The sequence below is a fragment of the Paraburkholderia sp. LEh10 genome, assembly GCF_017814945.1.
GTDB lineage: Bacteria > Pseudomonadota > Gammaproteobacteria > Burkholderiales > Burkholderiaceae > Paraburkholderia.
Window position 1 is genome coordinate 59,060 of record NZ_JAGIPX010000020.1, and the last position, 22,216, is coordinate 81,275.

Annotated in this window: 19 protein-coding genes; 8 read left to right on the forward strand and 11 right to left on the reverse strand. The window is 64.6% G+C overall.

The window, feature by feature from the left end; genetic code table 11:
* Nucleotides 1-196: 196 nt before the first annotated feature.
* The 6 genes from J8I87_RS18325 to J8I87_RS18350 all read right to left on the reverse strand — a co-directional run bounded on the left by J8I87_RS18325 (nucleotide 197) and on the right by J8I87_RS18350 (nucleotide 7,653).
* A complete protein-coding gene (locus tag J8I87_RS18325; protein ID WP_209933098.1) occupies nucleotides 197-2,566 on the reverse strand; it encodes an EAL domain-containing protein in 2,370 nt (789 codons plus the stop codon).
* 524 nt (nucleotides 2,567-3,090) lie between these two features.
* Nucleotides 3,091-3,981, reverse strand: coding sequence for a PhzF family phenazine biosynthesis protein (locus tag J8I87_RS18330; RefSeq protein ID WP_209933100.1), 891 nt, complete (start codon nucleotides 3,979-3,981; stop codon nucleotides 3,091-3,093).
* Between the two features lie 202 nt (nucleotides 3,982-4,183).
* Nucleotides 4,184-4,648 (reverse strand): RidA family protein, encoded by a 465-nt coding sequence (locus tag J8I87_RS18335; protein WP_209933101.1) that lies wholly within the window; start codon nucleotides 4,646-4,648, stop codon nucleotides 4,184-4,186.
* A 135-nt stretch (nucleotides 4,649-4,783) separates the two neighbouring features.
* Nucleotides 4,784-5,980, reverse strand: a complete 1,197-nt coding sequence (locus tag J8I87_RS18340; RefSeq protein WP_209933102.1) for a PLP-dependent aminotransferase family protein — start codon at nucleotides 5,978-5,980, stop codon at nucleotides 4,784-4,786.
* Nucleotides 5,981-6,042: 62 nt separating this feature from the next.
* Nucleotides 6,043-6,948, reverse strand: coding sequence for a DMT family transporter (locus J8I87_RS18345; RefSeq protein ID WP_209933103.1), 906 nt, complete (start codon nucleotides 6,946-6,948; stop codon nucleotides 6,043-6,045).
* 24 nt (nucleotides 6,949-6,972) lie between these two features.
* A complete protein-coding gene (locus J8I87_RS18350; RefSeq protein WP_209933104.1) occupies nucleotides 6,973-7,653 on the reverse strand; it encodes a VOC family protein in 681 nt (226 codons plus the stop codon).
* Between the two features lie 380 nt (nucleotides 7,654-8,033).
* Here J8I87_RS18350 and J8I87_RS18355 point away from each other — a divergent pair, with 380 nt between their 5' ends.
* Both J8I87_RS18355 and htpG read left to right on the forward strand, forming a co-directional pair.
* Entirely contained in the window at nucleotides 8,034-9,491 is a 1,458-nt protein-coding gene (locus J8I87_RS18355; protein WP_209933105.1) for a PLP-dependent aminotransferase family protein, read from the forward strand.
* A gap of 131 nt (nucleotides 9,492-9,622) precedes the next feature.
* Complete coding sequence (gene htpG, locus J8I87_RS18360) at nucleotides 9,623-11,515, forward strand: molecular chaperone HtpG (protein WP_209933106.1); 1,893 nt, start codon at nucleotides 9,623-9,625, stop codon at nucleotides 11,513-11,515.
* 100 nt (nucleotides 11,516-11,615) lie between these two features.
* On the opposite strand, the gene J8I87_RS18365 is transcribed toward htpG, so the two are convergent.
* Nucleotides 11,616-11,882 (reverse strand): hypothetical protein, encoded by a 267-nt coding sequence (locus J8I87_RS18365; RefSeq protein WP_209933109.1) that lies wholly within the window; start codon nucleotides 11,880-11,882, stop codon nucleotides 11,616-11,618.
* A 179-nt stretch (nucleotides 11,883-12,061) separates the two neighbouring features.
* On the opposite strand from J8I87_RS18365, the gene J8I87_RS18370 reads away from it, so the two are divergent.
* The 6 genes from J8I87_RS18370 to J8I87_RS18395 all read left to right on the forward strand — a co-directional run bounded on the left by J8I87_RS18370 (nucleotide 12,062) and on the right by J8I87_RS18395 (nucleotide 17,699).
* Nucleotides 12,062-12,748 (forward strand): chorismate lyase, encoded by a 687-nt coding sequence (locus tag J8I87_RS18370; protein ID WP_209933110.1) that lies wholly within the window; start codon nucleotides 12,062-12,064, stop codon nucleotides 12,746-12,748.
* Nucleotides 12,748-13,221, forward strand: coding sequence for a DNA-deoxyinosine glycosylase (locus J8I87_RS18375; protein ID WP_209933111.1), 474 nt, complete (start codon nucleotides 12,748-12,750; stop codon nucleotides 13,219-13,221). Before J8I87_RS18370 ends, J8I87_RS18375 begins: the two co-directional genes overlap by 1 nt.
* Nucleotides 13,218-14,141 carry a spermidine synthase gene (locus tag J8I87_RS18380; protein ID WP_209933112.1) on the forward strand — a complete coding sequence of 308 codons (924 nt, stop codon included), beginning with the start codon at nucleotides 13,218-13,220 and terminating at the stop codon, nucleotides 14,139-14,141. The genes J8I87_RS18375 and J8I87_RS18380 overlap by 4 nt, the downstream gene beginning before the upstream one ends.
* A gap of 331 nt (nucleotides 14,142-14,472) precedes the next feature.
* On the forward strand, nucleotides 14,473-14,700 hold the full coding sequence (locus tag J8I87_RS18385) for a DUF3311 domain-containing protein (protein WP_209933114.1): 228 nt from the start codon (nucleotides 14,473-14,475) through the stop codon (nucleotides 14,698-14,700).
* On the forward strand, nucleotides 14,697-16,247 hold the full coding sequence (gene mctP, locus J8I87_RS18390) for a monocarboxylate uptake permease MctP (protein ID WP_209933115.1): 1,551 nt from the start codon (nucleotides 14,697-14,699) through the stop codon (nucleotides 16,245-16,247). The genes J8I87_RS18385 and mctP overlap by 4 nt, the downstream gene beginning before the upstream one ends.
* 216 nt (nucleotides 16,248-16,463) lie before the next feature.
* A complete protein-coding gene (locus tag J8I87_RS18395; RefSeq protein ID WP_209933116.1) occupies nucleotides 16,464-17,699 on the forward strand; it encodes an FUSC family protein in 1,236 nt (411 codons plus the stop codon).
* Between the two features lie 8 nt (nucleotides 17,700-17,707).
* Here the strand turns inward: J8I87_RS18395 and J8I87_RS18400 are convergent, their stop codons facing one another.
* The 4 genes from J8I87_RS18400 to J8I87_RS18415 all read right to left on the reverse strand — a co-directional run bounded on the left by J8I87_RS18400 (nucleotide 17,708) and on the right by J8I87_RS18415 (nucleotide 22,209).
* Entirely contained in the window at nucleotides 17,708-18,142 is a 435-nt protein-coding gene (locus J8I87_RS18400) for a VOC family protein (RefSeq protein WP_209933117.1), read from the reverse strand.
* Nucleotides 18,143-18,418: 276 nt separating this feature from the next.
* Nucleotides 18,419-19,372, reverse strand: coding sequence for a transaldolase (tal, locus tag J8I87_RS18405; protein WP_209933118.1), 954 nt, complete (start codon nucleotides 19,370-19,372; stop codon nucleotides 18,419-18,421).
* A 308-nt stretch (nucleotides 19,373-19,680) separates the two neighbouring features.
* Nucleotides 19,681-20,892 carry a benzoate/H(+) symporter BenE family transporter gene (locus J8I87_RS18410; protein ID WP_209933120.1) on the reverse strand — a complete coding sequence of 404 codons (1,212 nt, stop codon included), beginning with the start codon at nucleotides 20,890-20,892 and terminating at the stop codon, nucleotides 19,681-19,683.
* A 141-nt stretch (nucleotides 20,893-21,033) separates the two neighbouring features.
* The gene (locus J8I87_RS18415; protein WP_209933121.1) at nucleotides 21,034-22,209 is read right to left on the reverse strand and encodes a VWA domain-containing protein; all 1,176 of its coding nucleotides are present in this window, start codon (nucleotides 22,207-22,209) and stop codon (nucleotides 21,034-21,036) included.
* Between the last annotated feature and the right edge of the window lie 7 nt (nucleotides 22,210-22,216).

Here is a 22,216-nt window from a genome sequence, read left to right on the forward strand (position 1 = left end):
TCTTGTGCGGCGCGCGCTGTCGATGTCCGCGACGGCGCGCGCCGAGGGTTATGCGCGGTCGAGCGGGTATGCCCGAGATGCGTTGATACCGTCCATGTGCTGCGTGAGTTTTGCGCGAGTCGCGCATGAGTCCGCGTGGATCGCGCGCGCCGGCTCGCAGACGACAGGCGAACGCGTCGATGCGGCGTGCCTCGCCTCAGGCCGACTCGTTGCTCGTGCTCGATGCGTCGCTGGTGCTGTCGGCGTCATTGCTGTGCACGATGCGCATGCCATGCGCTCCGCACACGCCGAAGCGCTCGAGCAGCGCCGGGATGCCGTCGGCGGGCACGGGCCGCGAAAACAGAAAGCCCTGCGCCTCGATATGTCCGAGCGCCGCGAGCCATGCGATCTGCTCTTCCGTCTCGGTGCCTTCGACGACCACCGTGAGTCCCAGCGAGCGCGCGAGGTTGACGATGGCCGTCACCATCACGCAGACGCTGCGATCGCCGGGAATCGCCTGCACGAACGAGCGATCGACCTTCAACGTGTCGACCGAGAAGCGGTTCAGATACGACAGCGACGAATAGCCGGTGCCGAAGTCATCGAGCGCGATGCGCACGCCGAGCCGTTTCAACGCGAAGATCTTTTCGGAGACGAGATCCGGATACTCCATCATCGCCGTCTCGGTGATTTCGAGTTCGAGGCGGCGCGCGGCGATGCCCGTTTCCTCGATTGCGTGCGAGATCGTCTGGTACAGATCGCCGCGCCAGAACTGTACGGCCGAAATATTCACGGCGAGTGACAGCGTGTCGTAACCCTGCTGTTGCCACTGCGCGAGCTGACGGCATGCGGTGCGGATCACGAAATCGCCGATGGGCACGATCAGGCCCGTCGATTCGGCGACGGGAATGAACTCGTTCGCGGGAATCAGGCCCTGCTGCGGATGGTTCCAGCGCACGAGCGCTTCGAAGCCGGTGATGCAGCGGCGCGTGAGGTCGATCTTCGGCTGATAGGCGAGGAACAGCTGCTGGTCGGCGAGCGCGACGCGCAACTGCTGTTCCCACTTCATCAGATGGTCCGCGCGATGCGACAGATGCGGCGAGTAGAACTGGTAGCAGTTCTTGCCCGCGTCCTTCGCGCTGTACATCGCGAGGTCGGCTTTCTTCAACAGGTCGATTTCGCTTTCGTTCGCGACCGAGTAGAGCGCGATGCCGATGCTCGCGTGCAGCACAAACGAACTGCCGCGCACCTCGAACGGCTTCGAGAACACATCGGAGATCGCTTCCGCGAGCGTCACCGCGCGCTTCTCGACCTCGTCGCCCTTGATCACGACCACAAACTCGTCGCCGCCGATGCGCGACAGCGCGCCCGCATCGGCGACGGCGTCGGCGAGACGCGCGGCTGTCATTTGCAGCACGATGTCGCCGGCGTTGTGGCCGAGCGTGTCGTTGACGGTCTTGAAGTTGTCGAGGTCGATGAAGAGGATCGCGAGGCGTCCGACGTTCATCGGCTGCGCGACGTCGTGACGCAAGCTTTGGAGCGTCGAGTAGCGGTTGCGCAGGCCCGTCAGCAGATCGAATTCGACGAGATGCGTCATCTCGCGCTCGCGGCCGAGCAGCTTGCCGATGAGGCCCGTGGCGACGGCGAAGAAGCCGAGCATCGCGAGCGAGATGAAGCTCGCCATCAGCAGGTAGACATTGCGCGTGTGGTTGTAGTCGGCGAATTCTTCCGCCTGCGACAGACCGACCAGCACGCCGAGCGGATAACCGTCGATATGCCGGTACGAGACGATGCGCGTCACATTGTCGATCGAATCGACGTAGGTGCCCGATACATGCTCCGAAGTCGGATACACGCCCGACGCGGTGAATACGCCTTGCGAACGTTCCGTGTTGCCTGTGCGGCGCGCGAGCACGGCACCGCTGTCGGAGATCACGGCGATCACGCCGTCGCGCCCGATGGCGGCATTGTTGTAGAAGTCGCTTGTGAAATAGCTCGGGTCTTCCGACACGACCACGACGCCCGCGAACGAGCCATCGGGATGATTCAGGCGGCGCGTCATCTGCAAGGTCCAGTGGCCCGATACGCGGCCGAGCACCGGCTTGCTGATGAACAGCTGGTCGTCGTTCTCGTGCTCGTGCACCCTGAAGTGCTCGCGGTCCGACAGGTCGATCGGTTTCGGATTCGCCTCGGCCGTATTCGCGGTGAGCTTGCCGTGCTCGTCGATCAGCGACACCTGCACGAGCGTTTCGCTTTGCACGACGCCTTTTTCGACAGTGCTTGCGAGATCGAAACGACCGGGCGACTTTTCGAACTCGTACTTGACGAAGCGCGTGATCTGATCGACCTGGTGAATGGCCTTGACCGTGTGCTGTTCGAGCGCCGCCGAAAGAATGGCGGCCGACGCCATCGCCTCGCGATAAGTGGTTTCCTTCTCAACCGACAGACGCGCGAAGATCACCGTCCACAACAGCACGAGCACGAGCACGCCGAGCGCGGGAATCGCGAGCAGCGCGCGGCGGCGCGTGCCCGCCGGATCGAGGCGGTGCCTGACGTCGCGCGCGGTGGAGTGGCGGAACTGATTCATCGGATAGACCGTGACCCTGTGCCTTGCGGCTGTGCTTGCGTTGCGATGCTTGTGTTTCGATTGACTGCGCGACTGTCGATCCGGCTGCGTTGACGTTGATATGCCGCAACTGCCGCGTAGGCAGGGGCGTGGTGGCGAGCCAAACCACCCGGTTGGTCATCGGTTACGTTTTGATATTACTGAATGGCCAAAAATTAAGGAAGGGCTCGTGCATCGGGTATACGCTCGGCTCGGCGGGCATGCGCGCGGGCGTTCCGCGCGGTCCGCCCGCTGCCCGGACGGGCGCGCCAGCCGGGCGTTTGAAAGATCTTGTCGAAAAGTGCGCAAGCCGCCGATGTTGTAAGAATGGAGGATCGACAGCCATCATGTCGACGCGGCTATTCATGCAGTCTGCATGAATAGCCGCGTATGCGTGGAATTGGGGCGTTGTGTGGATGTACATCCGATGGACTTTTAGAACATCCAGGTGACGTGGAAATGTCAATTCCGCCAGCCGTCGCGCGACTCGTCACGCGTGCGGCGTTTCAACGCAGACGGAACGTGCCGTCCACGATCGTCACCGATGCGCCGCCAATCCACGTCTTGCCTGCCGCGTCGTCGTAACGGACAGAGACATCGCCGGCGCGGCCGAGCGCAGTGCCCTGGCGCACCGTGTATTGCGCGCCGGGCCGCCGGTTCTGCGCGGTGAGCAGCCCCGCGAGCGCCGCGTTCGCGCTGCCTGTCACAGGGTCTTCCCCAATGCCGAGCCCGCCGCCCATCATCAGGCAGCGCAGCTCGAACGTCGCCGGTCCATTCGAATCGTGCGGGCCATAAGCGGCAACGCCGTGCACGCCGACCGTCTGGGCGACGCGCGCGAACGCGGCCGCATCCGGGTCGAGCGTAAGACACGCGCTCGCTGAATTCATACGGACGACGAGCCATTGCGGACCGTTGTCCACGCCGCAGGGCTGTGCCGTGTAATCGATTGCATCGCTGCGCAGGGCCTCGTCGAGCGCCGCGTACTGGCTCTCGTCGAGCGGCGTGACGCGCGCGGGCGGCGCGGCGAATGCCCATACGTTGCGTTGGCTGTCTTCCTCCGCGAGTTCGATCAGCCCCGCCGCGCACTGCTGCACGAGCCGGCCCGGCTGCTTCGGCCGATTGCCGGCTTCGCGCCATGCGTGCGCGGTGCCGAGCGTCGGGTGGCCGGCGAACGGCAACTCGCCGCGCGTCGTGAAGATGCGTACGTGATAGTCGGCGGACGGGTCGGTTGGTCTGAGCAGAAAAGTGGTCTCGGACAGATTCGTCCAGCGCGCGATCGCCTGCATCTGCTCAGTGCCGAGTCCGTCCGCGTCGAATACCACGGCGAGCGGATTGCCTTTGAACGGCACCGATGTGAAGACATCGACCTGTTTGAAGCGAACGATTTGCTCTTGCATCGCCTGTTTCCTCTTCGATGATCTGTTGTGGCCGTGCAACGTGGAGCGCCGGCATGCCGCGCGCCGCCTCGTGACCGAGGACGCACAAAAAAGCACGCCGCCGATGACGCGTTCACATCATCGACGGCGTGCCGGCATTGGAGCGCGCGATGAAGGCATGTGCAACCAACGCCTTCAATCGCTGACGTTCGCAAGGTGCCGCTTACTGGACCTCGGCGATCAGTTCGATCTCGACGCACGCGCCGAGCGGAATCTGCGCAACGCCGAATGCCGAACGCGCATGCTTGCCGCGCTCGCCGAACACGTCGGCGATCAGCTCCGATGCGCCGTTCGTCACGATATGCTGCTCGGTGAAATCGAGCGTCGAGTTCACGAGGCTCATCAGCTTGACGATGCGCGTCACGCGGTTCAGGTCGCCGACGTGCGCATGCAGTGTCGCGAGCAGGTCGATCGCGATCGAGCGTGCCGCCGCCTTGCCTTCTTCCGTCGTCAGGTTGTCGCCGAGCTTGCCGGCCCATACCTTGCCGTCCTTTTTCGCGATGTGGCCGGACAGATACACCGTGTTGCCGCTTTGCGCGCTCATCACGTACGCGGCAGCGGGCGCGCCCGCCACGGGCAGTTCGATGCCCAGTTCCTTCAGCTTGTCATACACATTCGATTGAGCCATGACGTGTCCTCGTCGATGAATGGAAACAGTGGTTTAGCTTGCGCGCGACAGGCGTCGATTCGATGTCGCTTCGACGTTGGTGCCGCGCTGACGGCGTGAGCGGACGCGTTGCGAACGCGTCCTTGTGCGGGCGCTTCAAACGCGCGCGCGGATCAGTTCCGCGAGACGCGCAACGCCTTCGTCGATCTTCTCGGGCGGCACGGTCACGAACGAAAGACGCAGCGTGTTGTGCTGCGCCTCGTTGGCGAAGAACGGACCGCCCGGCACGAACGCGACGTTCTGCGCGACGGCTGCTTCGAGCAGCTTCATCGAATCGATTTTCTGCGGCAGCGAGACCCAGATGAACATGCCGCCTTCCGGGCGGTTCCACGTCACGCCTTCCGGCATGTAGCGTTCGAGCGAGCCGAGCATCGCTTCGCACTGGTCGCGATAGAGCGCGCGGATTTTCGGCACGTGAGTATCGAGGAAGCCGTCCTTCACGACTTCGTGCACGATGCGCTGCGTGAAGCTCGGCGTGTGCAGGTCGGTGGCCTGCTTGGCCTGCACGAGCTTGAAGTGCAGTTCCTCGGGCGCAATGATGTAGCCGATCCGCAGACCCGGCGCGAGCACTTTCGAGAACGAGCCGAGATGAACGATGTGATCGGGCGCCATCGACAGCATCGTCGGCAGCGGCTCGCCCTTGTAGTCGAGCGCGCCGTACGGATCGTCTTCGATGACGGGGAAGGGCGCCGACTTCGCGAGCTCCGCGAGCGCGCGGCGGCGCTCGACGGGCAGGCGGCGTCCCGTCGGATTCTGGAAGTTCGGCTGCGCGTACAGAAGGCGCGCACCCTTCGTCAGTTCGGGCGTGAGGCCTTCGGGGATCAGGCCGTGGTCGTCGGTCGGCACCTGTACGTAGTGCGGCTCGTACAGCGAGAACGATTGCAGCGCGCCGAGATAGGTCGGCGTTTCGACGAGCACGGGGCTTTCCGGGCACACCAGCACCTTGCCGAGCAGATCGAGCGCCTGCTGCGAGCCTGTCGTGATCAGCACCTGCGACGGGCGGATTTGCGCGCCGTTCACCGAGTAGCGCTGCGCGATCCATTCGCGCAGCGGCAGATACCCTTCCGTCGCGCTGTACTGGAGCGCGGCGGCGGGGGCGTCGCGCAGGATGCGGTCGCTTGCCGCGCGCATCGCTTCGGCCGGGAACGTGGCCGGCGACGGCAGGCCGCCCGCAAACGAAATGACCTCGGGCCGCTCGGTGACCTTCAGGATTTCGCGGATCGCCGAACTGGTCAGCTTGCGAGCGCGTTCGGACAATTGCCAGGCCGGGGCATTGAGGTCGCTTTGATTCATGGTCTCCTCGTCGTGTTGCTTGAACAGTGGTCGGTCAAAAAGGTGATTATCGCGCGAACTCGTCAGGCGGCGCGAACGGGTCGCACGGCCGTGTGCACGGCGGCGCGGCGGCCCAGCATCACGGTGGCGATCACGGCGGCCGCGAAAATCCACGTGATGGGCGCGACGTGCTCGCCGAAGAAGAGCGCGGAGAACGCCATCGTGAAGAAGATCTGCAGCAGTTGCACCTGGCCGACGCGCGCGATGCCGCCCATCGCGAGCCCCGCATACCATGCGAAGAAGCCGATGAACTGCGAGAACAGCGTCACGTAGCCGAACGCGAGCCAGGTCTTCAGCGCGACTGGCGCGGGGTGCGTGACGTGCTGTTGCCAGCCGAGCCATGCAACGGGAACGAGCAGGAACGGCGCCGACACGACGAGCGCCCAGCAGATCACCTGCCAGCCGCCCATCTGCCGCGCGAGCCGCGCGCCTTCCGCATAGCCGAGTGCGCCGATGCCGACGGCGACGAGCATCAGCAGGTCGCCCGCCTGGAACGCGCCGCCCCCCGCCTGCAACGCAAACGCGACGACGATCGCGCTGCCCGCAACGGCGCTCGCCCAGAACGCCTTCGACGGCCGCTCGTGCGACAGCCACGCCGCGTAGATCGCGACGCACAGCGGCTGCAAGCCGTTGACGACAGCGCCATGCGACGCGGGCACGCTCTTCATCGCCCACGCCGAGAACACCGGAAAGGCGATGATGACGCCGAGCGAGACGACGGCGAGCGCCTTCACTTGAGGCCACGTCGGCAGCTTTTCGCGGCGGATCGCGAGCAGCACGGCAGCGGGAACGGAAGCGGCGAGCGCCCGGCCAAGACCGTTCAGCAGCGGGCTGAATTCGGCGACGACGATGCGGGTCATCGGCAGTGTCAGGCTGAAAATCATCACGCCGATCAGGCCGAGCAACATGCCCTGGGTTTCACGCTTCATTGCTTTTCGTCTCTTCGTGTGTGGTTATTTGAGCGTGCGCAGCCCGCCCGGTGTTTCGATGTCGGCGGCGAGCGCGGGCGTGCCACTCGTGCTTTCCAGCTTGATCAGGTGCGCCGCGCCGAGCCATTGCAACTGCTGCGCGACGATTTCGGCGTGCGGATGCCAGCCTGTGAGCGACTTGAGCGCGAGCCCCGTTTCCGGCAGCACCGCCGACGGATGACGCGGCGTATCCCATTGAATCAGCGACGGCACGATGCCATCGCCGGCGCCTTGCCACGCGGGGAATGCGCCGTCGTCGGCGACCGTCAGGCTCCATGTGAAATCGCCGCGCGTCAGCGGCACGACGGTCGAAATGCGCTGCGGATACTGCTGTTGCCACAGCGCCAGATTCTTCGGCCGCTCGACGCGCGCGACCCAGTGCGACAGATACGGGCCGCTGGCGAGGCGCGCGTGCGTCGCGGGATCGTCGAGGGCGAAGAGGCGCGGACGGGCGCCGTTGGAGGCGTCGGCGTCGGGATCGATCGCGATCACTTCGAGGTATGCGCCGCCCCACAGGTTGAGCAGCCGGTTGTGCGTGCGCATCGACGGGTGCGTGCCGCCGCCCGACGGCGCGACGCCGAGCGTATCGGCGACGTATTGCGTGCCCTCGTCGAGGGTACGGGCGGAAACAACGAGATGATCGAGGTGTAGCGTGTGTGCGGTCATGGCTGCGAGAGGACGGTCGTTCTGCTGGATGCCGCTGCGGCAGGCAACTGTCTGCCGTATGCCGGGCGATCGGGGTTGGTCTGTAAGAATAACCGTTTGGCTTGCGGCCGGACCATGCGCAGTCCGGCAAGGCCGGAATCAGCGGGCATTGCGCCGCCGTCATGAAGCGGGCAAGTGAATCGGAAACGGCATCGGAAACAGCGTCGAATCAAATGTACCGACAGTCACCGGCACAGTAACGGTACAATCGGTTCGATACTGTTCGGTACAGTTGTTTCGCCTTGCCTGTCCCGTCGCGCGGGGCGGACGCAACGCCGTCCGCCTGCGCCGAATGCCAGCCGTCCCGACGTCGCCCTTGCAGCACCCAGCTGGAGCCCGCCATGTCCGTTCCGCTCGACCTGATTCCCGCCCCTCACGATGCCTCGGCGCTCACGCTCGTCGACCAGCTCGTCCAGTGGGCGCGCCGCCGCATCGAGGAGCGCGTGTTTCGTCCCGGCATGCGCATGCCGTCGATCCGCAAGCTCGCGCTCGACAAGGGCGTGTCGCGCTTCACGGTCGTCGAGGCGTATGAGCGGCTCGTCGCGCAGGGCTATCTGGATTCGCGGCGCGGCTCGGGCTTCTACGTGCGCGAGCGGCTCGCCGTCGGTCCGATCGCCGTCGAACGCCGCGCGACGCAGGATGCCGCGCCCGCGCCCAGCACCATCGACGTGGTCTGGCTGCTGCGCAACATGCTGCACACGTCGACGCGTCCCGAACGCGGGCCGGGCCTCGGCTATCTGCCGTCGCGATGGCTCGACGGCGAGCTGATCACGGGCGCGCTGCGCACGCTCGGCCGGCAAAGCGGCGCGCAAATGCTCGGCTTCGGCACGCCGCAAGGCTTTTTGCCGCTGCGCCAGCAACTGCAGACTCGCCTTGAAGAACTGGAGATCGGCGCGTCGCCGGACCAGATCGTGCTCGTGTCCGGCATCACGCAGGCCATCGACCTGATCGCGCGGCTCTACGTGCAGCCGGGCGATACGGTGATCGTCGGCGATCCGGCCTGGTTCCAGATGTTCGGGCGCTTCGCATCGCAAGGCGCACGCCTCGTCGGCATGCCGTATACGCCCGACGGCCCCGATCTCGACGCGCTGGAAACGCTCGTGCAGACATGGCGGCCGAAAATGCTCGTGATCAACTCGGTGCTGCAAAATCCGACGGGCACGTCGCTTACTGCCGCGCAGGCGTTCCGCATTCTGCGGCTCGCGGAGGAATACGACTTCATCGTCGTCGAAGACGACATCTACGGCGACCTGTGCCCGCCGGGCTTTCCCGCGACGCGCCTCGCGAGCCTCGACCAGCTCAAGCGCGTGATCTATCTGGGCAGCTTCTCGAAGACGCTCGCGGCGAACTTGCGGGTCGGATTCGTCGCGTCGTCGCTGGACGTGGGGAAGGCGATCACCGACCAGAAAATGCTGGTCGGCATGACGACGCCCGAACTGAACGAGCGCGTGCTTTACAAGATCCTGACAGAGGGACATTACCGGCGGCACGTCGAGCGGCTGCGCGCGCGGCTCGACGGCGTGCGCGACAAGTCGGTGCGGATGCTGGAGAAGACGGGCCTGCGCATGTTCCAGACACCCGCTGCGGGCATGTTCGTGTGGGCGGACACGGGCGTCGATGCCGACGCGCTCGCGGCTGCCGGGCACGAGGAAGGCTTCTTGCTGACGCCGGGGAGCCTCTTTTCGCCGCAGCAGTCGCCGACCACGTGGATGCGCTTTAACGTTGCGAATTGCGGCGATCCGGCGCTGCCCGCATTCCTGTGCCGCTATCTGGACAGCGTCGCGCGCCGCGCGTCCTGAACGCTTGTCGACGCCTCTTGAATCCGGCGCGCACGCCCCCATCTGGAGCGGCAACGTCCGTATCGCACGCCGACACGGCAGGTACGGGCACCTGCTCCGAATCAACCTGCAACAAAAAGGGAAAACTGACCATGGCACAAGAAACCATGAGCTTTCAGGCGGAAGTGAAACAGCTTCTGCACCTGATGATCCATTCGCTGTACAGCAACAAGGAAATCTTCCTCCGCGAACTGATCTCGAACGCATCGGACGCCGCGGACAAGCTCCGGTTCGAAGCGATCGCGAACAGCGCGCTGTATGAGGACGATCCGAATCTGCGCATCCGCGTGTCGTACGACAAGGCGGCGCGCACCATCAGCATCGACGACAACGGCATTGGCATGAGCCGCGACGAAGCGGTGTCGCACCTCGGCACGATCGCGCGTTCGGGCACGAAGGAGTTCTTCGGCAAGCTGTCGGGCGACCAGCAGAAGGACGCGGCGCTGATCGGCCAGTTCGGCGTCGGCTTTTACTCGGGCTTCATCGTCGCGGACAAGATCACGGTGGAAACGCGCCGCGCCGGGCTGCCCGCGTCGGAAGGCGTGCGCTGGGTGAGCTCGGGCGAAGGCGATTTCTCGGTGGACACGATCGAGCGCGCGCAACGCGGCACGACGATCACGCTGCATCTGCGCGCCGACGAAGACGAACTGCTGTCCACGTACAAGCTGAAGTCGATCATCCAGAAGTACTCGGATCACGTCGCGCTGCCCATCCTGATGCAGAAGGAAGAGTGGGACGCCGAGAAGAGCGAGATGGTCGCGAAGGACGAAGACGAGACCGTCAACCAGGCCAGCGCGCTGTGGACGCGCGCGAAGAGCGACATCACCGACGAGCAGTACAAGCAGTTCTACCAGCATCTGTCGCACGATCACCAGGACCCGCTGACGTGGACGCATAACCGCGTCGAGGGACGCAGCGAGTACACGCAACTGCTGTATGTGCCGTCGCACGCGCCGTTCGACCTGTGGAACCGCGATCATCGCGGCGGCCTCAAGCTGTACGTGAAGCGCGTGTTCATCATGGACGACGCCGAGCAACTGCTGCCCGCCTATCTGCGCTTCGTGAAGGGCGTCGTCGATTCGAGCGATCTGCCCCTCAACATATCGCGCGAACTGCTGCAGGAAAGCCGCGATGTGAAGGCGATCCGCGAAGGCGTGACGAAGCGCGCGCTATCGATGCTCGAAGAGCTGGCCAACTCGGAAGAAGCCGCCGACAAGGAAAAGTACGCGACGTTCTGGAAGGAATTCGGCCAGGTGCTGAAGGAAGGCATCGGCGAAGACTTCACGAACAAGGAGCGCATTGCGAAGCTCGCGCGTTTCGCGTCGACGCATAACGACTCGTCGGAGCAGAACGTGTCGCTCGCGGACTACATCGCGCGCATGAAGCCCGAGCAGACGAAGATTTATTACGTCACGGCGGATACGTATCAGGCCGCGAAGAACAGCCCGCATCTCGAAGTGTTCCGCAAAAAGGGTGTCGAAGTGCTGCTGCTGACGGATCGCGTCGACGAATGGATGCTGTCGTTCCTCAACGAGTTCGACGGCAAGCCGCTGCAAAGCGTCGCTCGCGGCGACCTCGATCTGGGCCAGCTGAACGACGAAGAGAAGCAGGCGCAAGAGAAGGTCAGCGAGGAGCTGAAGCCGCTCGTCGAACGCATGAAGGAAACGCTCAAGGACAAGGCGAAGGACGTGCGTCTGACGTTCCGCCTGACCGACTCGCCGTCGTGCCTCGTCGCCGACGAAGGCGACATGAGCGGCTACCTGCAGCGCATGCTGAAGGCGGCGGGCCAGAACGCGCCGACGTTCCATCCGATTCTCGAGGTGAATCCGGAACACGCGCTCGTCAAGAGCCTGCAGACGGACAACGCGAATTTCGACGACTGGTGCCACCTGTTGTTCGATCAGGCGTTGCTCGCGGAAGGCGGCTCGCTCGAAGACCCCGCGAGCTTCGTGAGACGCACCAACACGCTGTTGCTGGCGCGTTGATCAGCGCGCTGGTGTCGCAGTAACGAATCAAAAATGCGCTGCTTCGGCAGCGCTTTTTTTTCGTATGCGTCGCGTGGCGCGGCGCTGTGTTGGCGCTATATCAGCGCTGTGGTGAGGCGCCATTGAACTTGCGCACCTGCGCGAGCACCGAGCCAGCCAGTTCTTTCGCTTCGGCGGACGCTTGCCTGTCGGTGAGCACATGCCCGGCCACCTTGCCGATTGCCACGCTCGTGTGTTTTGACGTGTGGTGCTGCGCGAGTGCGGAGCCGGCAAGTTCTTTTTCGGTCTTCGATGCGGCCGGCTGCCTCATCACGACAGCGGCGAGATGTGCGATGCGATCCGATGTGGCTTTGTCGTCAGCGGTCATGCGAACCTCCTTGGCGGTTGATGGATGAATGAGCGGATGGGCTCGCCGACTATCTTCAACGGCGTCGAGCGGCAGCGAAAGCAGCGCGGTCCGAACTGCGCGTTGGATCGGTCCGCGAGTCAGTCAGGAAATTTCGGGCACGAAGCGGCCGACATGCGGCGCGCCCTATAATGCGGCCCATGCCTATCCGTTTCGATGCAGCCGACGCCCACTGGCGCGTCGCGCCCCTTCCAGGGTTCTCGCCCGATCAGAAAGACTGGCTCACGCGCGGTGGTTCGTTGACCGCGCATTTGCGCACGCTCGGCGCGGTGACCGTGCGAGTGACGCGCGAGGCCGTCGACTTGCCTTTCGACGACGAATACGCGGCGCTCGGCATCGCGCCGCGCACGCCTGTGTGGGTGCGCGAAGTGGTGTTGTCGGTGGACGGCACGCCGTTCGTCGCCGCGCATAGCGTCGCGCCGCTCGCCGCGAGCACGGGCGTATGGCAGGCGATGCGGCGTTTGCGCACGCGTCCGCTAGCCGAACTGCTGTACAGCGACAGCAGCGTGGCGCGCTCGTCGCTGGTGAGCCGCCGGGTGACGGCGCGGCATCCGTTGTACGGGGTGGCGTCGAACGCAACGGCTGACGCGCGCGTCCATGCGCTGGCGGCGCGGCGCTCTGTGTTCGAGCGCTACGGCGCGCCGCTGATGGTCACCGAATGCATGCTGCCCGCGCTGTGGACATGTCTTGCCGCGCGCGGCCATCGGCACGCCGCGCAGTCCGTGCCGCGCGACCACGGGCAGGCGCTCGATCACACGGCGTCGCGCGCCGACGCCCATGCGCGCCGCGAAGCAAAGGGCGCGGGCAAGCAGGCAGAGGCACGCTGATGCTGCGCGGCTTTCCACCCGTCGTCGCCGAGAGCACCCATACGCTGATACTCGGCAGCTTTCCCGGCGAGGCGTCGCTGGCGGCGACGCAGTACTACGCGCATCCGCGCAACCAGTTCTGGCGTTTGCTCGGCGCGGTGACGGGTGAGCCGCTTCCCGAACTCGATTACCCGACGCGCCTCGAGCGCGTGCTGAAGCATGGCATCGGCGTGTGGGACGTGCTGGCCGCGTGCACGCGTGAGGGCAGTCTCGACGCGGCGATCCGCAACGCGACGCCGAACGACTTCGCGTCGTTGCGCGAGTACGCGCCGAAGCTTGCGAAGGTCTGCTTCAACGGCAAGACGGCGGGGCGGTTTGCGCCTGTGATTGCGGCAGCGGGCTATGAGACGCTGGTGCTGCCGTCCTCCAGCCCCGCCAATGCTATGCTCTCGTTCGACCAAAAATTGCGCCTGTGGCGCGACATCCTTACATGACGAAACTGATCAAGCGCGCTTCGGCCGAGGCGCGTGCTTTCCGCAGTCAGCAATCCGCTGGATCGAAGCAAAAAATCTCGCGCGCGAAAACGCGCGCCTCGCGCGAGCACGGCGACGACGACTTCGCGGACCGCGCAAAAGCCTCGACGATCGAAGCGCCGCGCAAGCCGCGCTTTGCGCCCGTCACGTTCTCGGAAGAGCGCGGCGTGCGCTATCTGCACTTCGGCACGGAATGGGTGCAAGGCGCGATGCGTCTGTCGAAGCCCGAGCACATCGAACTCGAATACGCGCAGCAGATGATGTGCTGGCTGCTGTTCCTGGAAACGCCTGAGCGCATCGTGCAACTCGGACTCGGCACCGGCTCGCTGACGAAGTTCGCGCATCGCTTCCTGAAGCGCGCACAGGTCGAAGCCGTCGAGTTGAATCCTGCTGTCGTGATCGCCGCGCGCACGATGTTCGGCCTGCCCGCCGACGACGCGCGCCTCACCGTGAACGAAACCGATGCATGGGAATTCGTCAACGACCGCGCGAATCACGGCACGATCGGCGCGTTGCAGATCGATCTGTACGATGCGACGGCGCGTGGCCCGGTCCTCGACAGCGTCGCCTTTTATCGAGCGGCGCGCGCGTGCCTGACGCAGGCGGGGGTCGCGACGATCAACCTGTTCGGCGATCATCCGAGCTTCGTGCGCAACATGAAGCGCCTGAACGAAGCCTTCGACTCACGTGTGGTCGCCTTGCCCGAAGTGCACGACGGCAACCGCATCGCGGTTGCCTTTTCCGGCCCCGCGATCGATGTGCCGTTCAAGCAGCTTCAGGAGCGCGCAAAGCTGATCGAAGCGCAACTCGCGTTGCCCGCGCGTAAGTGGATCAAGGGTCTGCAGGAATCGACGGGCCAGAGCGCGACGTTCTCGATCTGACGCATCGATACCGGTCCTTCAAGCCGCCCGCTGGTGCAACGCCGGCGCGGTGGCCCGCCGTTGCGCCAGCCGGCGCAGCATCAGCCGGCGCCGCAGCATCACTCGTCCCAACGAAGCAGCCGATGGTCGCGCTTTAGTGTCAGGTCCCACACTGCGCGACGTTTCGCCTATTGACAACACCATGGCGTTTAGGGTCAGCCCTGCTTGACCGGTCGTTCGCCACTCCGATACTCTTTCGATGCTTTCGGGGCGCCCAGGCTGCTATCCGTAGCCGGGTCCATCTGCCCGCCAGACGCGGGACACAATTCAATAAAAGGAAAGAGGAGACGTCATGGCTCACGACGCCGACGCCACCAAGGCCAGCAAGCACTGGCTGTGGCTATTGCTGTTGCCCTGGATCGCGATGATCTGGGTGCCGTCCTACAACAAGATCGAACCGCAACTGTTCGACTTCCCGTTCTTCTACTGGTATCAGCTCCTGTGGGTGTTGATCAGTGCAGTGATCACGGCCGTCGTGTACTTCAAGACAAAGACGCGCTCGAAGGGAGGCGCGCAATGAACGCAGTCGCAACTTTTGTTTTCGTTCTATTTTTCATCGGTGTCACGATTCTCGGCTTCATTGCCGCGCACTGGCGTCGCGGCGATCTCGCGCATCTGGAAGAGTGGGGCCTCGGCGGCCGGCGCTTCGGCACGATCGTCACGTGGTTCCTGCTGGGTGGCGACCTGTACACCGCCTACACGTTCATCGCCGTGCCGGCGCTCGTGTTCGGCGCGGGCGCGACGGGCTTCTTCGCGCTGCCTTATACGATCCTCATCTATCCGTTTGCGTTCGTCGTGTTCCCGAAGCTGTGGAGCATCGCGAAGCGTCAAGGCTTCGTGACGTCCGCCGACTTCGTCAGCGCGCGCTACGGCAGCCGCATGCTCGCGCTCGCCGTCGCCGTGACGGGCATCGTCGCGACGATGCCGTACATCGCGCTGCAACTGGTCGGCATCGAAGTGGTGATCGGCGCGCTCGGCTTCGACACGAAGGGCTTCGTCGGCGATCTGCCGCTGATCATCGCGTTCGCGATTCTCGCCGCCTACACGTACACGTCGGGTCTGCGCGCGCCGGCGATGATCGCCGTCGTCAAGGACGTGCTGATCTACATCACGATCGCCGCCGCGGTCATCGTGATTCCGCCGCAACTGGGCGGCTTCGGCCATATCTTCGGCGCAGTGCCGCCCGCCAAGTTGCTGCTCAAGGCGCCGGACGTGTCGAGTCTCAACGGCTATAGCGCGTACGCGACGTTGGCCATGGGATCGGCGCTTGCCCTCTTCCTGTATCCGCACTCGGTCACGGCGATTCTGTCCTCGTCGTCGGGCAACACGATCCGCCGCAACATGGCGATGCTGCCCGCGTACTCGCTGGTGCTCGGCCTGCTCGCGCTGCTCGGCTTCATGGCGCTCGCCGCGGGCGTGAAGGACATGCCGGAGTTTGCGCCGTACTTCAAGGCCTTCGGCCCGAACTTCGCGGTGCCGGCGCTGTTCCTGCATTACTTCCCGTCGTGGTTCGTCGGCGTCGCGTTCGCGGCGATCGGCATCGGCGCGCTGGTGCCCGCCGCGATCATGTCGATCGCAGCGGCGAACCTGTACACGCGCAACATCCACAAGGAGTTCGTCAACCGCAACATGTCGCATGAGCAGGAGACCAACATCGCGAAGCTGGTGTCGCTGATCGTGAAGGTCGGCGCCGTGGCGTTCATTCTGGGCCTGCCGCTCACGTACGCGATCCAGCTGCAACTGCTCGGCGGCATCTGGATCATCCAGACGCTGCCCGCGATCGTGCTCGGCCTGTACACGCGCATGCTCGACTATCGCGGTCTGCTGCTCGGCTGGGCCGTCGGCATTGCCGTCGGCACATGGATGGCGATCTCGCTGAAGCTTGCGGGCTCGATCTACACGATCCATATCGGCGGCTTCGCGATTCCGGGCTATGCGGCCGTGTGGTCGCTGATCGTCAACCTCGTCGTGTCGATCGTCGTCAGCCTCGCGGTGCGAGCGGCGGGCATGAAGCACGCCGAAGACCGCACGCGTCCGGAAGACTATCTGGACGTGCAGGAAACCTGATCCCGCCAGGCGGTTCTCCGCCTGATACGAAGCCCGCAGCAGACGCTGCGGGCTTTTTTGTTGGCGCGGCGGCATGCGCAATCGGGATGCAGGAAATGGACACAGGACGCGCACGCATGCCGCCCAATACGACACTCGATCCGCGCATCGTTTATGCTCGTGGGATGGCGCTTCGCACGTCCGACGGCTCGCACGCCGAACCAACCGAGATAACCGATGGCTCTCGCCGACCCGCAACCGAATCCACCTGGCAAGCGCGCCGGCACGCCGCCGGGCTCGAACGACGCTGTCACCGCGCGCCTCGCGCCGCGCCGCACGCGGGTCGGACGCATCGTGCGAGCCGTTACGTCGCCGTTCTACCGTTACCGGCACGCGAAGCTCTTTCATAGCCTGCGCGTCGGCCTGGCAATGCTCGTGTCGATCCTCGCGACGACGGGCATCGATATTCCGCATGGCATCTGGTCGTCGGTGACGCTGCTCGTCGTGATCGGCGGGCTGCAGCATCACGGCAACATCCGCAAGAAGGCGGCCGAGCGCGCGGCGGGCACGTTGCTCGGCGCCACGCTCGGGCTCGCGCTGATCCTGCAGCAGAACCTGTTCGATTCGCTGCCGCTCACCTATGTGCTGATGTCGCTGATCGCCGGCGTGTGCGCATGGTTCGCGATCGGCACGGCGGGTTACGTCGCGCTGCTGACGGCGATTACGATGTGCATCGTCGCCGGCCACGGCGACAACATGATCGATACGGGCCTGTGGCGCACGTTGAACGTGCTGATCGGCATCGTGATCGCGCTCGCGTTTTCGTTTGCTTTGCCGTTGCACGCGACCTATTCATGGCGCTATCTGCTCGCGGACAACCTGCGCGAATGCGCGCGCCTCTATACGCGGATGATGACGGGCGTGCCCATCGGCAGCGACGAGCAGCTCGCCGCGTTTATCCGCATGGGCAAACGCCTCGTGCAGTTGCGCTCGCTGATGCCGTCGGTGGCGAAGGAGATCGACCTTCCCATCGGCCAGCTCGACGAGATCCAGCGCCTGCACCGTTCGATGTTGAGCGCGCTCGAAATGCTGTCGACGGGCACGCTCGCGCACGCGGAGTTGCGTGATGCGTTCGCGCAGCAGTGCGCAGCGGAAGCGAATGCCGTGCGCATGACGCTGCTCGCCACGGCGCGCGCATTGCGTTTCGCGGGCGCGACGCATTTCCGGATGCCGGATGCGGTCGCTGTGTCCGGTTCATCGGTCGAGGCTGCGACGCGTGCCGATTCCGGAATGGGCGGGCGGTTCGCAGCGGATGAGCAGGGCGCGCCGCGCTCGTGCAAAGAAATGGCCCCTGATCTTCAGGGGCCATACTGGCTCGCACAGCGATTCGCGGAGCAGGTCGAGCGCATGCGCGCGTTGCTGGCAGGCGCGGAGCCGAAGTGGAATATCGAAGGCGGCGCGCCCGCGAGCTGATCCGCGTATCAGCTCGGGTGCTTGTCGCCTTCGTGCGGGTTGGTGACCATCCACATCACGCCGAACCGGTCGACGGCCATGCCGAAGCCGCTGCTCCAGAACGTCGCCTGCCACGGCATCATGACGTTGCCGCCTTCTGAAATCGCGTTAAAGGTCTTTTCGCCTTGCGACGGATCGTCGACGGTGATCGACAGGCTGTAGCCCGCGTGCGTCGCCGCCTGGCCGTCGCAATTGCCGTCCGACGCCATCAGTTCCGTCGAGCCGATCCGGACGCTTGCGTGCATGATCTTTTCTTCGGTGCCGGGACGGATGGGCTGCTCGGGATTCGGCGGCGCGTCCTTGAAACGCATCTGGAACAGCACTTGCGCACCGAGCTTCTCGCCGTAGAACTTCAGCGCCTCTTCGCAACGGCCATTGAAAAACAGATAGGGTTGGATTTGCATCGATGCCTCCTTTCAATTGACACATCGTTCCATGCGAACGATGCAATCATCGACTGCAATGGAACGAATACGTGCGAACGATTGTAGTCGCCGCTGCCGCATCGGATGTGAAACTGTGTTGACCGAAGTAGAAGGTGCCGCGCACCGGCAGCGCGCTTACGGATTGAGAAAAGATTGCAGAAGAAAAGGGCGGGCGACGAGCACGCAAAAAAGCGCGCGCGCCCTTGCGGGCCGCGCGCGCTTGCCTGCTGATCTGGCAATCGCTACGGAGGACGCTTAACGCAGCCCTTCGATCACCTTCTCGAGCTTGATCGCATCTGCGGCGAACACGCGAATACCTTCGGAGAGCTTTTCGGTGGCCATCGCTTCGTCGTTGACGAGGAAGCGGAACGACGGCTCGTCCGTCGGCACGCGGGCGATCTCCGCGTTCTTGCTCGCTTCCGGCGACAGCTTGCGCTCGACCTTGTCCGTGCTGTCGTGCAGCTTTTGCAGCAGGTCCGGGCTGATCGTCAGCAGATCGCAACCCGCCAGTTCGAGAATCTGGCTCGTGGTGCGGAAGCTCGCGCCCATCACTTCCGTCGGGTAGCCGAACTTCTTGTAGTACGCATAGATGCGGCGCACCGATTGCACGCCCGGATCGTTCGCGCCGCCGTCGCGCGCTTCGTCCCAGTTGCTGCCCGCGTTCTTCTTGTACCAGTCGTAGATGCGGCCGACGAACGGCGAAATCAGTTGCGCGCCCGCTTCCGCCGCGGCGACGGCTTGCGCGAGCGAGAACAGCAGTGTCATGTTGCACCTGATGCCGTCCTTCTGCAGGACTTCGGCGGCGCGGATGCCTTCCCACGTCGACGCGAGCTTGATCAGCACGCGCTCGCGGCCAATGCCTTGCGCTTCGTACAGCTTGATGAGTTCATGCGCCTTGTCGATCGACGCTTTCGTGTCGAACGACAGGCGCGCGTCGACTTCCGTCGACACGCGGCCCGGCACGATCTTCAGGATTTCGGTGCCGAAGGCGATGAGCAGGTGGTCGATGATCGCGCCGACGGGTTTCGATGCGTGATCGCGCACGGTCTTTTCGAGCAGCGGCTTGTATTCGTCCTTCTGCACGGCCTTCAGGACCAGCGACGGATTCGTCGTCGCGTCCTGCGGCTTGTATTGCGCGAGTTGCTGGAAGTCCCCGGTGTCCGCGACGACCGTGGTGTATTGCTTGAGTTGATCGAGTGCAGTAGTCATGTCGAGCCTTCGCTTCGAGGCGCACGCGCGCCATGGTCCAGGAAATGATGATGCCGCGCGATGCCGTCACGACTGAACTGCACGGCCTGGCGAACGTCATCCGCAGTGTCCACGTTGCAACCGGAAAGCTTACCGTGGAACGCCGCCCGATACTTCTATTCTATGGCGGATTGATTGACGCTGGTTTGACAGGGGCGCCCGCCCGTCCGTTCGCGCCGGGCGGTCATGCGCGTTGCGCCGTCGGCTCGTGCCTCGTTTGCGCATGCGCGCTCGTGCGCTTTCGGCGCGGGCGCGCCGGACTTGCAGCATCATGCGCGCCGCGCGTTCAGCACGACATGCGTCACCAGTCCTGCGACGAGTCCCCAGAACGCGGACCCGATCGACAGCAGCGTGAGCCCCGACGACGTCACCATGAAAGTGACGAGCGCTGCTTCCCGTTGCCGCGCGTCCTGCATCGCGTTCGTAAGGCCGCTCATGATCGAGCCGAACAGCGCGAGCGCGGCGACAGACACCACCAGCGCCTTCGGCAGCGAGCCGAACAGCGCGGCGATCGTCGCGCCGAAGATGCCCGCGACCAGACAGAACACGCCGCACCAGACGGCCGCCATATAGCGTCTCGTCCTGTCTTCATGCGCTTCGCGGCCCGTGCAGATCGCGGCCGTGATCGCCGCGAGGTTCACGCCATGCGAGCCGAACGGCGCGAGCAGCAGCGAGGCGACCCCCGTCGTCGCGATCAGCGGCGCCGATGGCGTCTGGTAGCCGTCTGCGCGCAGCACGGCGATGCCCGGTACGTTCTGCGACGCCATCGCGACGACGAAAAGCGGAATGCCGATGCTGACGACAGCCGCCAGCGAGAACGACGGCATCGTCAGCACGGGCGCGGCGAGCGCGACGTGAAAGCGGCTGAAATCGAGCAGGCCGAGCGCGCCTGCAACGGCCGTGCCGACGACGAGCGTCGCGGGAATCGCGTAGCGCGGCGCAAGGCGCTTGATCGCCAGATAGGTGAAGAACATCGCCAGCACGAGCGCCGTCTGGAATTGCGCGGCGCGGAATATCTCGATGCCGATTTCGAACAGGATGCCCGCCAGCAGCGCCGCCGCGATGCCGGCGGGAATCTTCTTCATCAGTGTGTCGAACCAGCCCGTCAGTCCGACCAGCGTCAGCAGCAGCGCGCACACGACGAATGCGCCGATCGCTTCGGGATACGCGACGTGCGGCAGCGACGACACGAGCAGCGCCGCGCCGGGCGTCGACCACGCGACCACGATGGGCGCGCGAAAGCGCAGCGACAGGCCGATCGTGCCCAGCGCCATGCCCATCGACAGCGCCCAGATCCACGACGAAATCTGCGCATCGGTGAGATGCGCGGCGCGGCCTGCCTGAAACATCAGCACGAGCGAGCTCGTATAGCCCGTCATCATCGCGACAAAACCGGCGACGAGCGCCGACAGCGACGTGTCGGCGAAAGGCTGCAGCGGCGCGCGGGCGGGAGAGAAATCGGGGGAAGAAGGGGATGTCATGCTGCGTGTCTGTTGTATTGCGTTATTGGGTGTATCACGCGCCTTTTGCGCGCGGCGAGCGCGACGCCAGACGGGCCGCCGGCGCCCGCTTTCGCACGGCGGGCGCGGCGCGGTGCGGTACCGGGCCGAATGGCCGGGGTCTTACTTGCTTAGCATGCGCATCGCGGTTTCGAGGCCGGCGAGCGTGAGGGGATACATCCGGTGGCCGAGCACCTCGCGTATGACGGAAACCGACTGCCGATACTCCCACAAGCCTTCCGGCTCGGGGTTCAGCCACGCGTGATGCGGGAAATGATCGGCGAGGCGCCGCAGCCATACGGCGCCCGCTTCTGCGTTGTTGTACTCGACGGAGCCGCCCGGTTGCAGCACTTCGTACGGGCTCATCGTCGCGTCGCCGACGAAGAGCAGCTTGTAGTCGGGCGTGAACTTGTGCAGCATGTCCCACGTTGCAATCCGCTCGACGTGGCGGCGACGGTTGTTCTTCCACAGGAAGTCGTACACGCAGTTGTGGAAGTAGTAAAACTCGAGGTGCTTGAATTCGGCTTTCGCGGCCGAGAACAGCTCCTCCGTGCGCCTGATGTGATCGTCCATCGAGCCGCCGACATCAAGCAGCATCAGCACCTTCACATTGTTGTGCCGCTCGGGGACCATTTTCAGGTCGAGCCAGCCGGCGTTTGCGGCCGTGCTGCGAATCGTGTCGGGCAGATCGAGTTCCTCGGCTGCGCCTTCGCGCGCGAACCGGCGCAGCCGGCGCAGCGCCACCTTGATGTTGCGCGTGCCGATTTCGACCTGATCGTCGTAGTCGCGATATGCGCGCTGGTCCCACACTTTCACGGCCGTACGGCTACCCGACGTCTCACCGCCGATGCGGATGCCTTCCGGGTTGTAGCCGCCATTGCCGAACGGCGACGTGCCGCCCGTGCCGATCCAGCGGTTGCCGCCTTCGTGACGGCCTTTCTGTTCGTCGAAGAGTTCTTTCAGGCGCTCCATCAGTTTGTCGAGGCCGCCCATCTTTTCGATCTGCGCTTTTTCTTCTGGCGTCAGATCGCGTTGCAGCTTCTTTTTCAGCCAGTCGAGCGGCACGTCGAGCGCAAGATCGGCCTTTTGCGCGACGCCGTTGAAATACGCGCTGAACGCCTGATCGAACTTGTCGAAGTACTGCTCGTCCTTCACGAGCGTCATCCGCGCGAGGTAGTAGAAGTCGTCCAGCGACGGCCGTATCACGCTTTCCTTCAACGCTTCGAGCAGCGTCAGATATTCCTTCACGGAAACGGGCAGCTTCGCGGCTCGCAGCGTGTAGAAAAAATCGATCAGCATGCCGTGG

What these genes read in the sequence shown, in the direction of transcription:
- J8I87_RS18355 (WP_209933105.1), top strand. Translation starts at nt 8,034, where the DNA reads ATGTCCGTTCCGCTCGACCTGATTCCCGCCCCTCACGATGCCTCGGCG.
- J8I87_RS18385 (WP_209933114.1), top strand. Translation starts at nt 14,473, where the DNA reads ATGGCTCACGACGCCGACGCCACCAAGGCCAGCAAGCACTGGCTGTGG.
- J8I87_RS18340 (WP_209933102.1), bottom strand. Translation starts at nt 5,980, where the DNA reads ATGAATCAAAGCGACCTCAATGCCCCGGCCTGGCAATTGTCCGAACGC.
- J8I87_RS18410 (WP_209933120.1), bottom strand. Translation starts at nt 20,892, where the DNA reads ATGACATCCCCTTCTTCCCCCGATTTCTCTCCCGCCCGCGCGCCGCTG.
- mctP (WP_209933115.1), top strand. Translation starts at nt 14,697, where the DNA reads ATGAACGCAGTCGCAACTTTTGTTTTCGTTCTATTTTTCATCGGTGTC.
- J8I87_RS18345 (WP_209933103.1), bottom strand. Translation starts at nt 6,948, where the DNA reads ATGAAGCGTGAAACCCAGGGCATGTTGCTCGGCCTGATCGGCGTGATG.
- J8I87_RS18325 (WP_209933098.1), bottom strand. Translation starts at nt 2,566, where the DNA reads ATGAATCAGTTCCGCCACTCCACCGCGCGCGACGTCAGGCACCGCCTC.
- tal (WP_209933118.1), bottom strand. Translation starts at nt 19,372, where the DNA reads ATGACTACTGCACTCGATCAACTCAAGCAATACACCACGGTCGTCGCG.
- htpG (WP_209933106.1), top strand. Translation starts at nt 9,623, where the DNA reads ATGGCACAAGAAACCATGAGCTTTCAGGCGGAAGTGAAACAGCTTCTG.
- J8I87_RS18365 (WP_209933109.1), bottom strand. Translation starts at nt 11,882, where the DNA reads ATGACCGCTGACGACAAAGCCACATCGGATCGCATCGCACATCTCGCC.
- J8I87_RS18395 (WP_209933116.1), top strand. Translation starts at nt 16,464, where the DNA reads ATGGCTCTCGCCGACCCGCAACCGAATCCACCTGGCAAGCGCGCCGGC.
- J8I87_RS18375 (WP_209933111.1), top strand. Translation starts at nt 12,748, where the DNA reads ATGCTGCGCGGCTTTCCACCCGTCGTCGCCGAGAGCACCCATACGCTG.
- J8I87_RS18330 (WP_209933100.1), bottom strand. Translation starts at nt 3,981, where the DNA reads ATGCAAGAGCAAATCGTTCGCTTCAAACAGGTCGATGTCTTCACATCG.
- J8I87_RS18370 (WP_209933110.1), top strand. Translation starts at nt 12,062, where the DNA reads ATGCCTATCCGTTTCGATGCAGCCGACGCCCACTGGCGCGTCGCGCCC.
- J8I87_RS18350 (WP_209933104.1), bottom strand. Translation starts at nt 7,653, where the DNA reads ATGACCGCACACACGCTACACCTCGATCATCTCGTTGTTTCCGCCCGT.
- J8I87_RS18400 (WP_209933117.1), bottom strand. Translation starts at nt 18,142, where the DNA reads ATGCAAATCCAACCCTATCTGTTTTTCAATGGCCGTTGCGAAGAGGCG.
- J8I87_RS18415 (WP_209933121.1), bottom strand. Translation starts at nt 22,209, where the DNA reads ATGCTGATCGATTTTTTCTACACGCTGCGAGCCGCGAAGCTGCCCGTT.
- J8I87_RS18335 (WP_209933101.1), bottom strand. Translation starts at nt 4,648, where the DNA reads ATGGCTCAATCGAATGTGTATGACAAGCTGAAGGAACTGGGCATCGAA.
- J8I87_RS18380 (WP_209933112.1), top strand. Translation starts at nt 13,218, where the DNA reads ATGACGAAACTGATCAAGCGCGCTTCGGCCGAGGCGCGTGCTTTCCGC.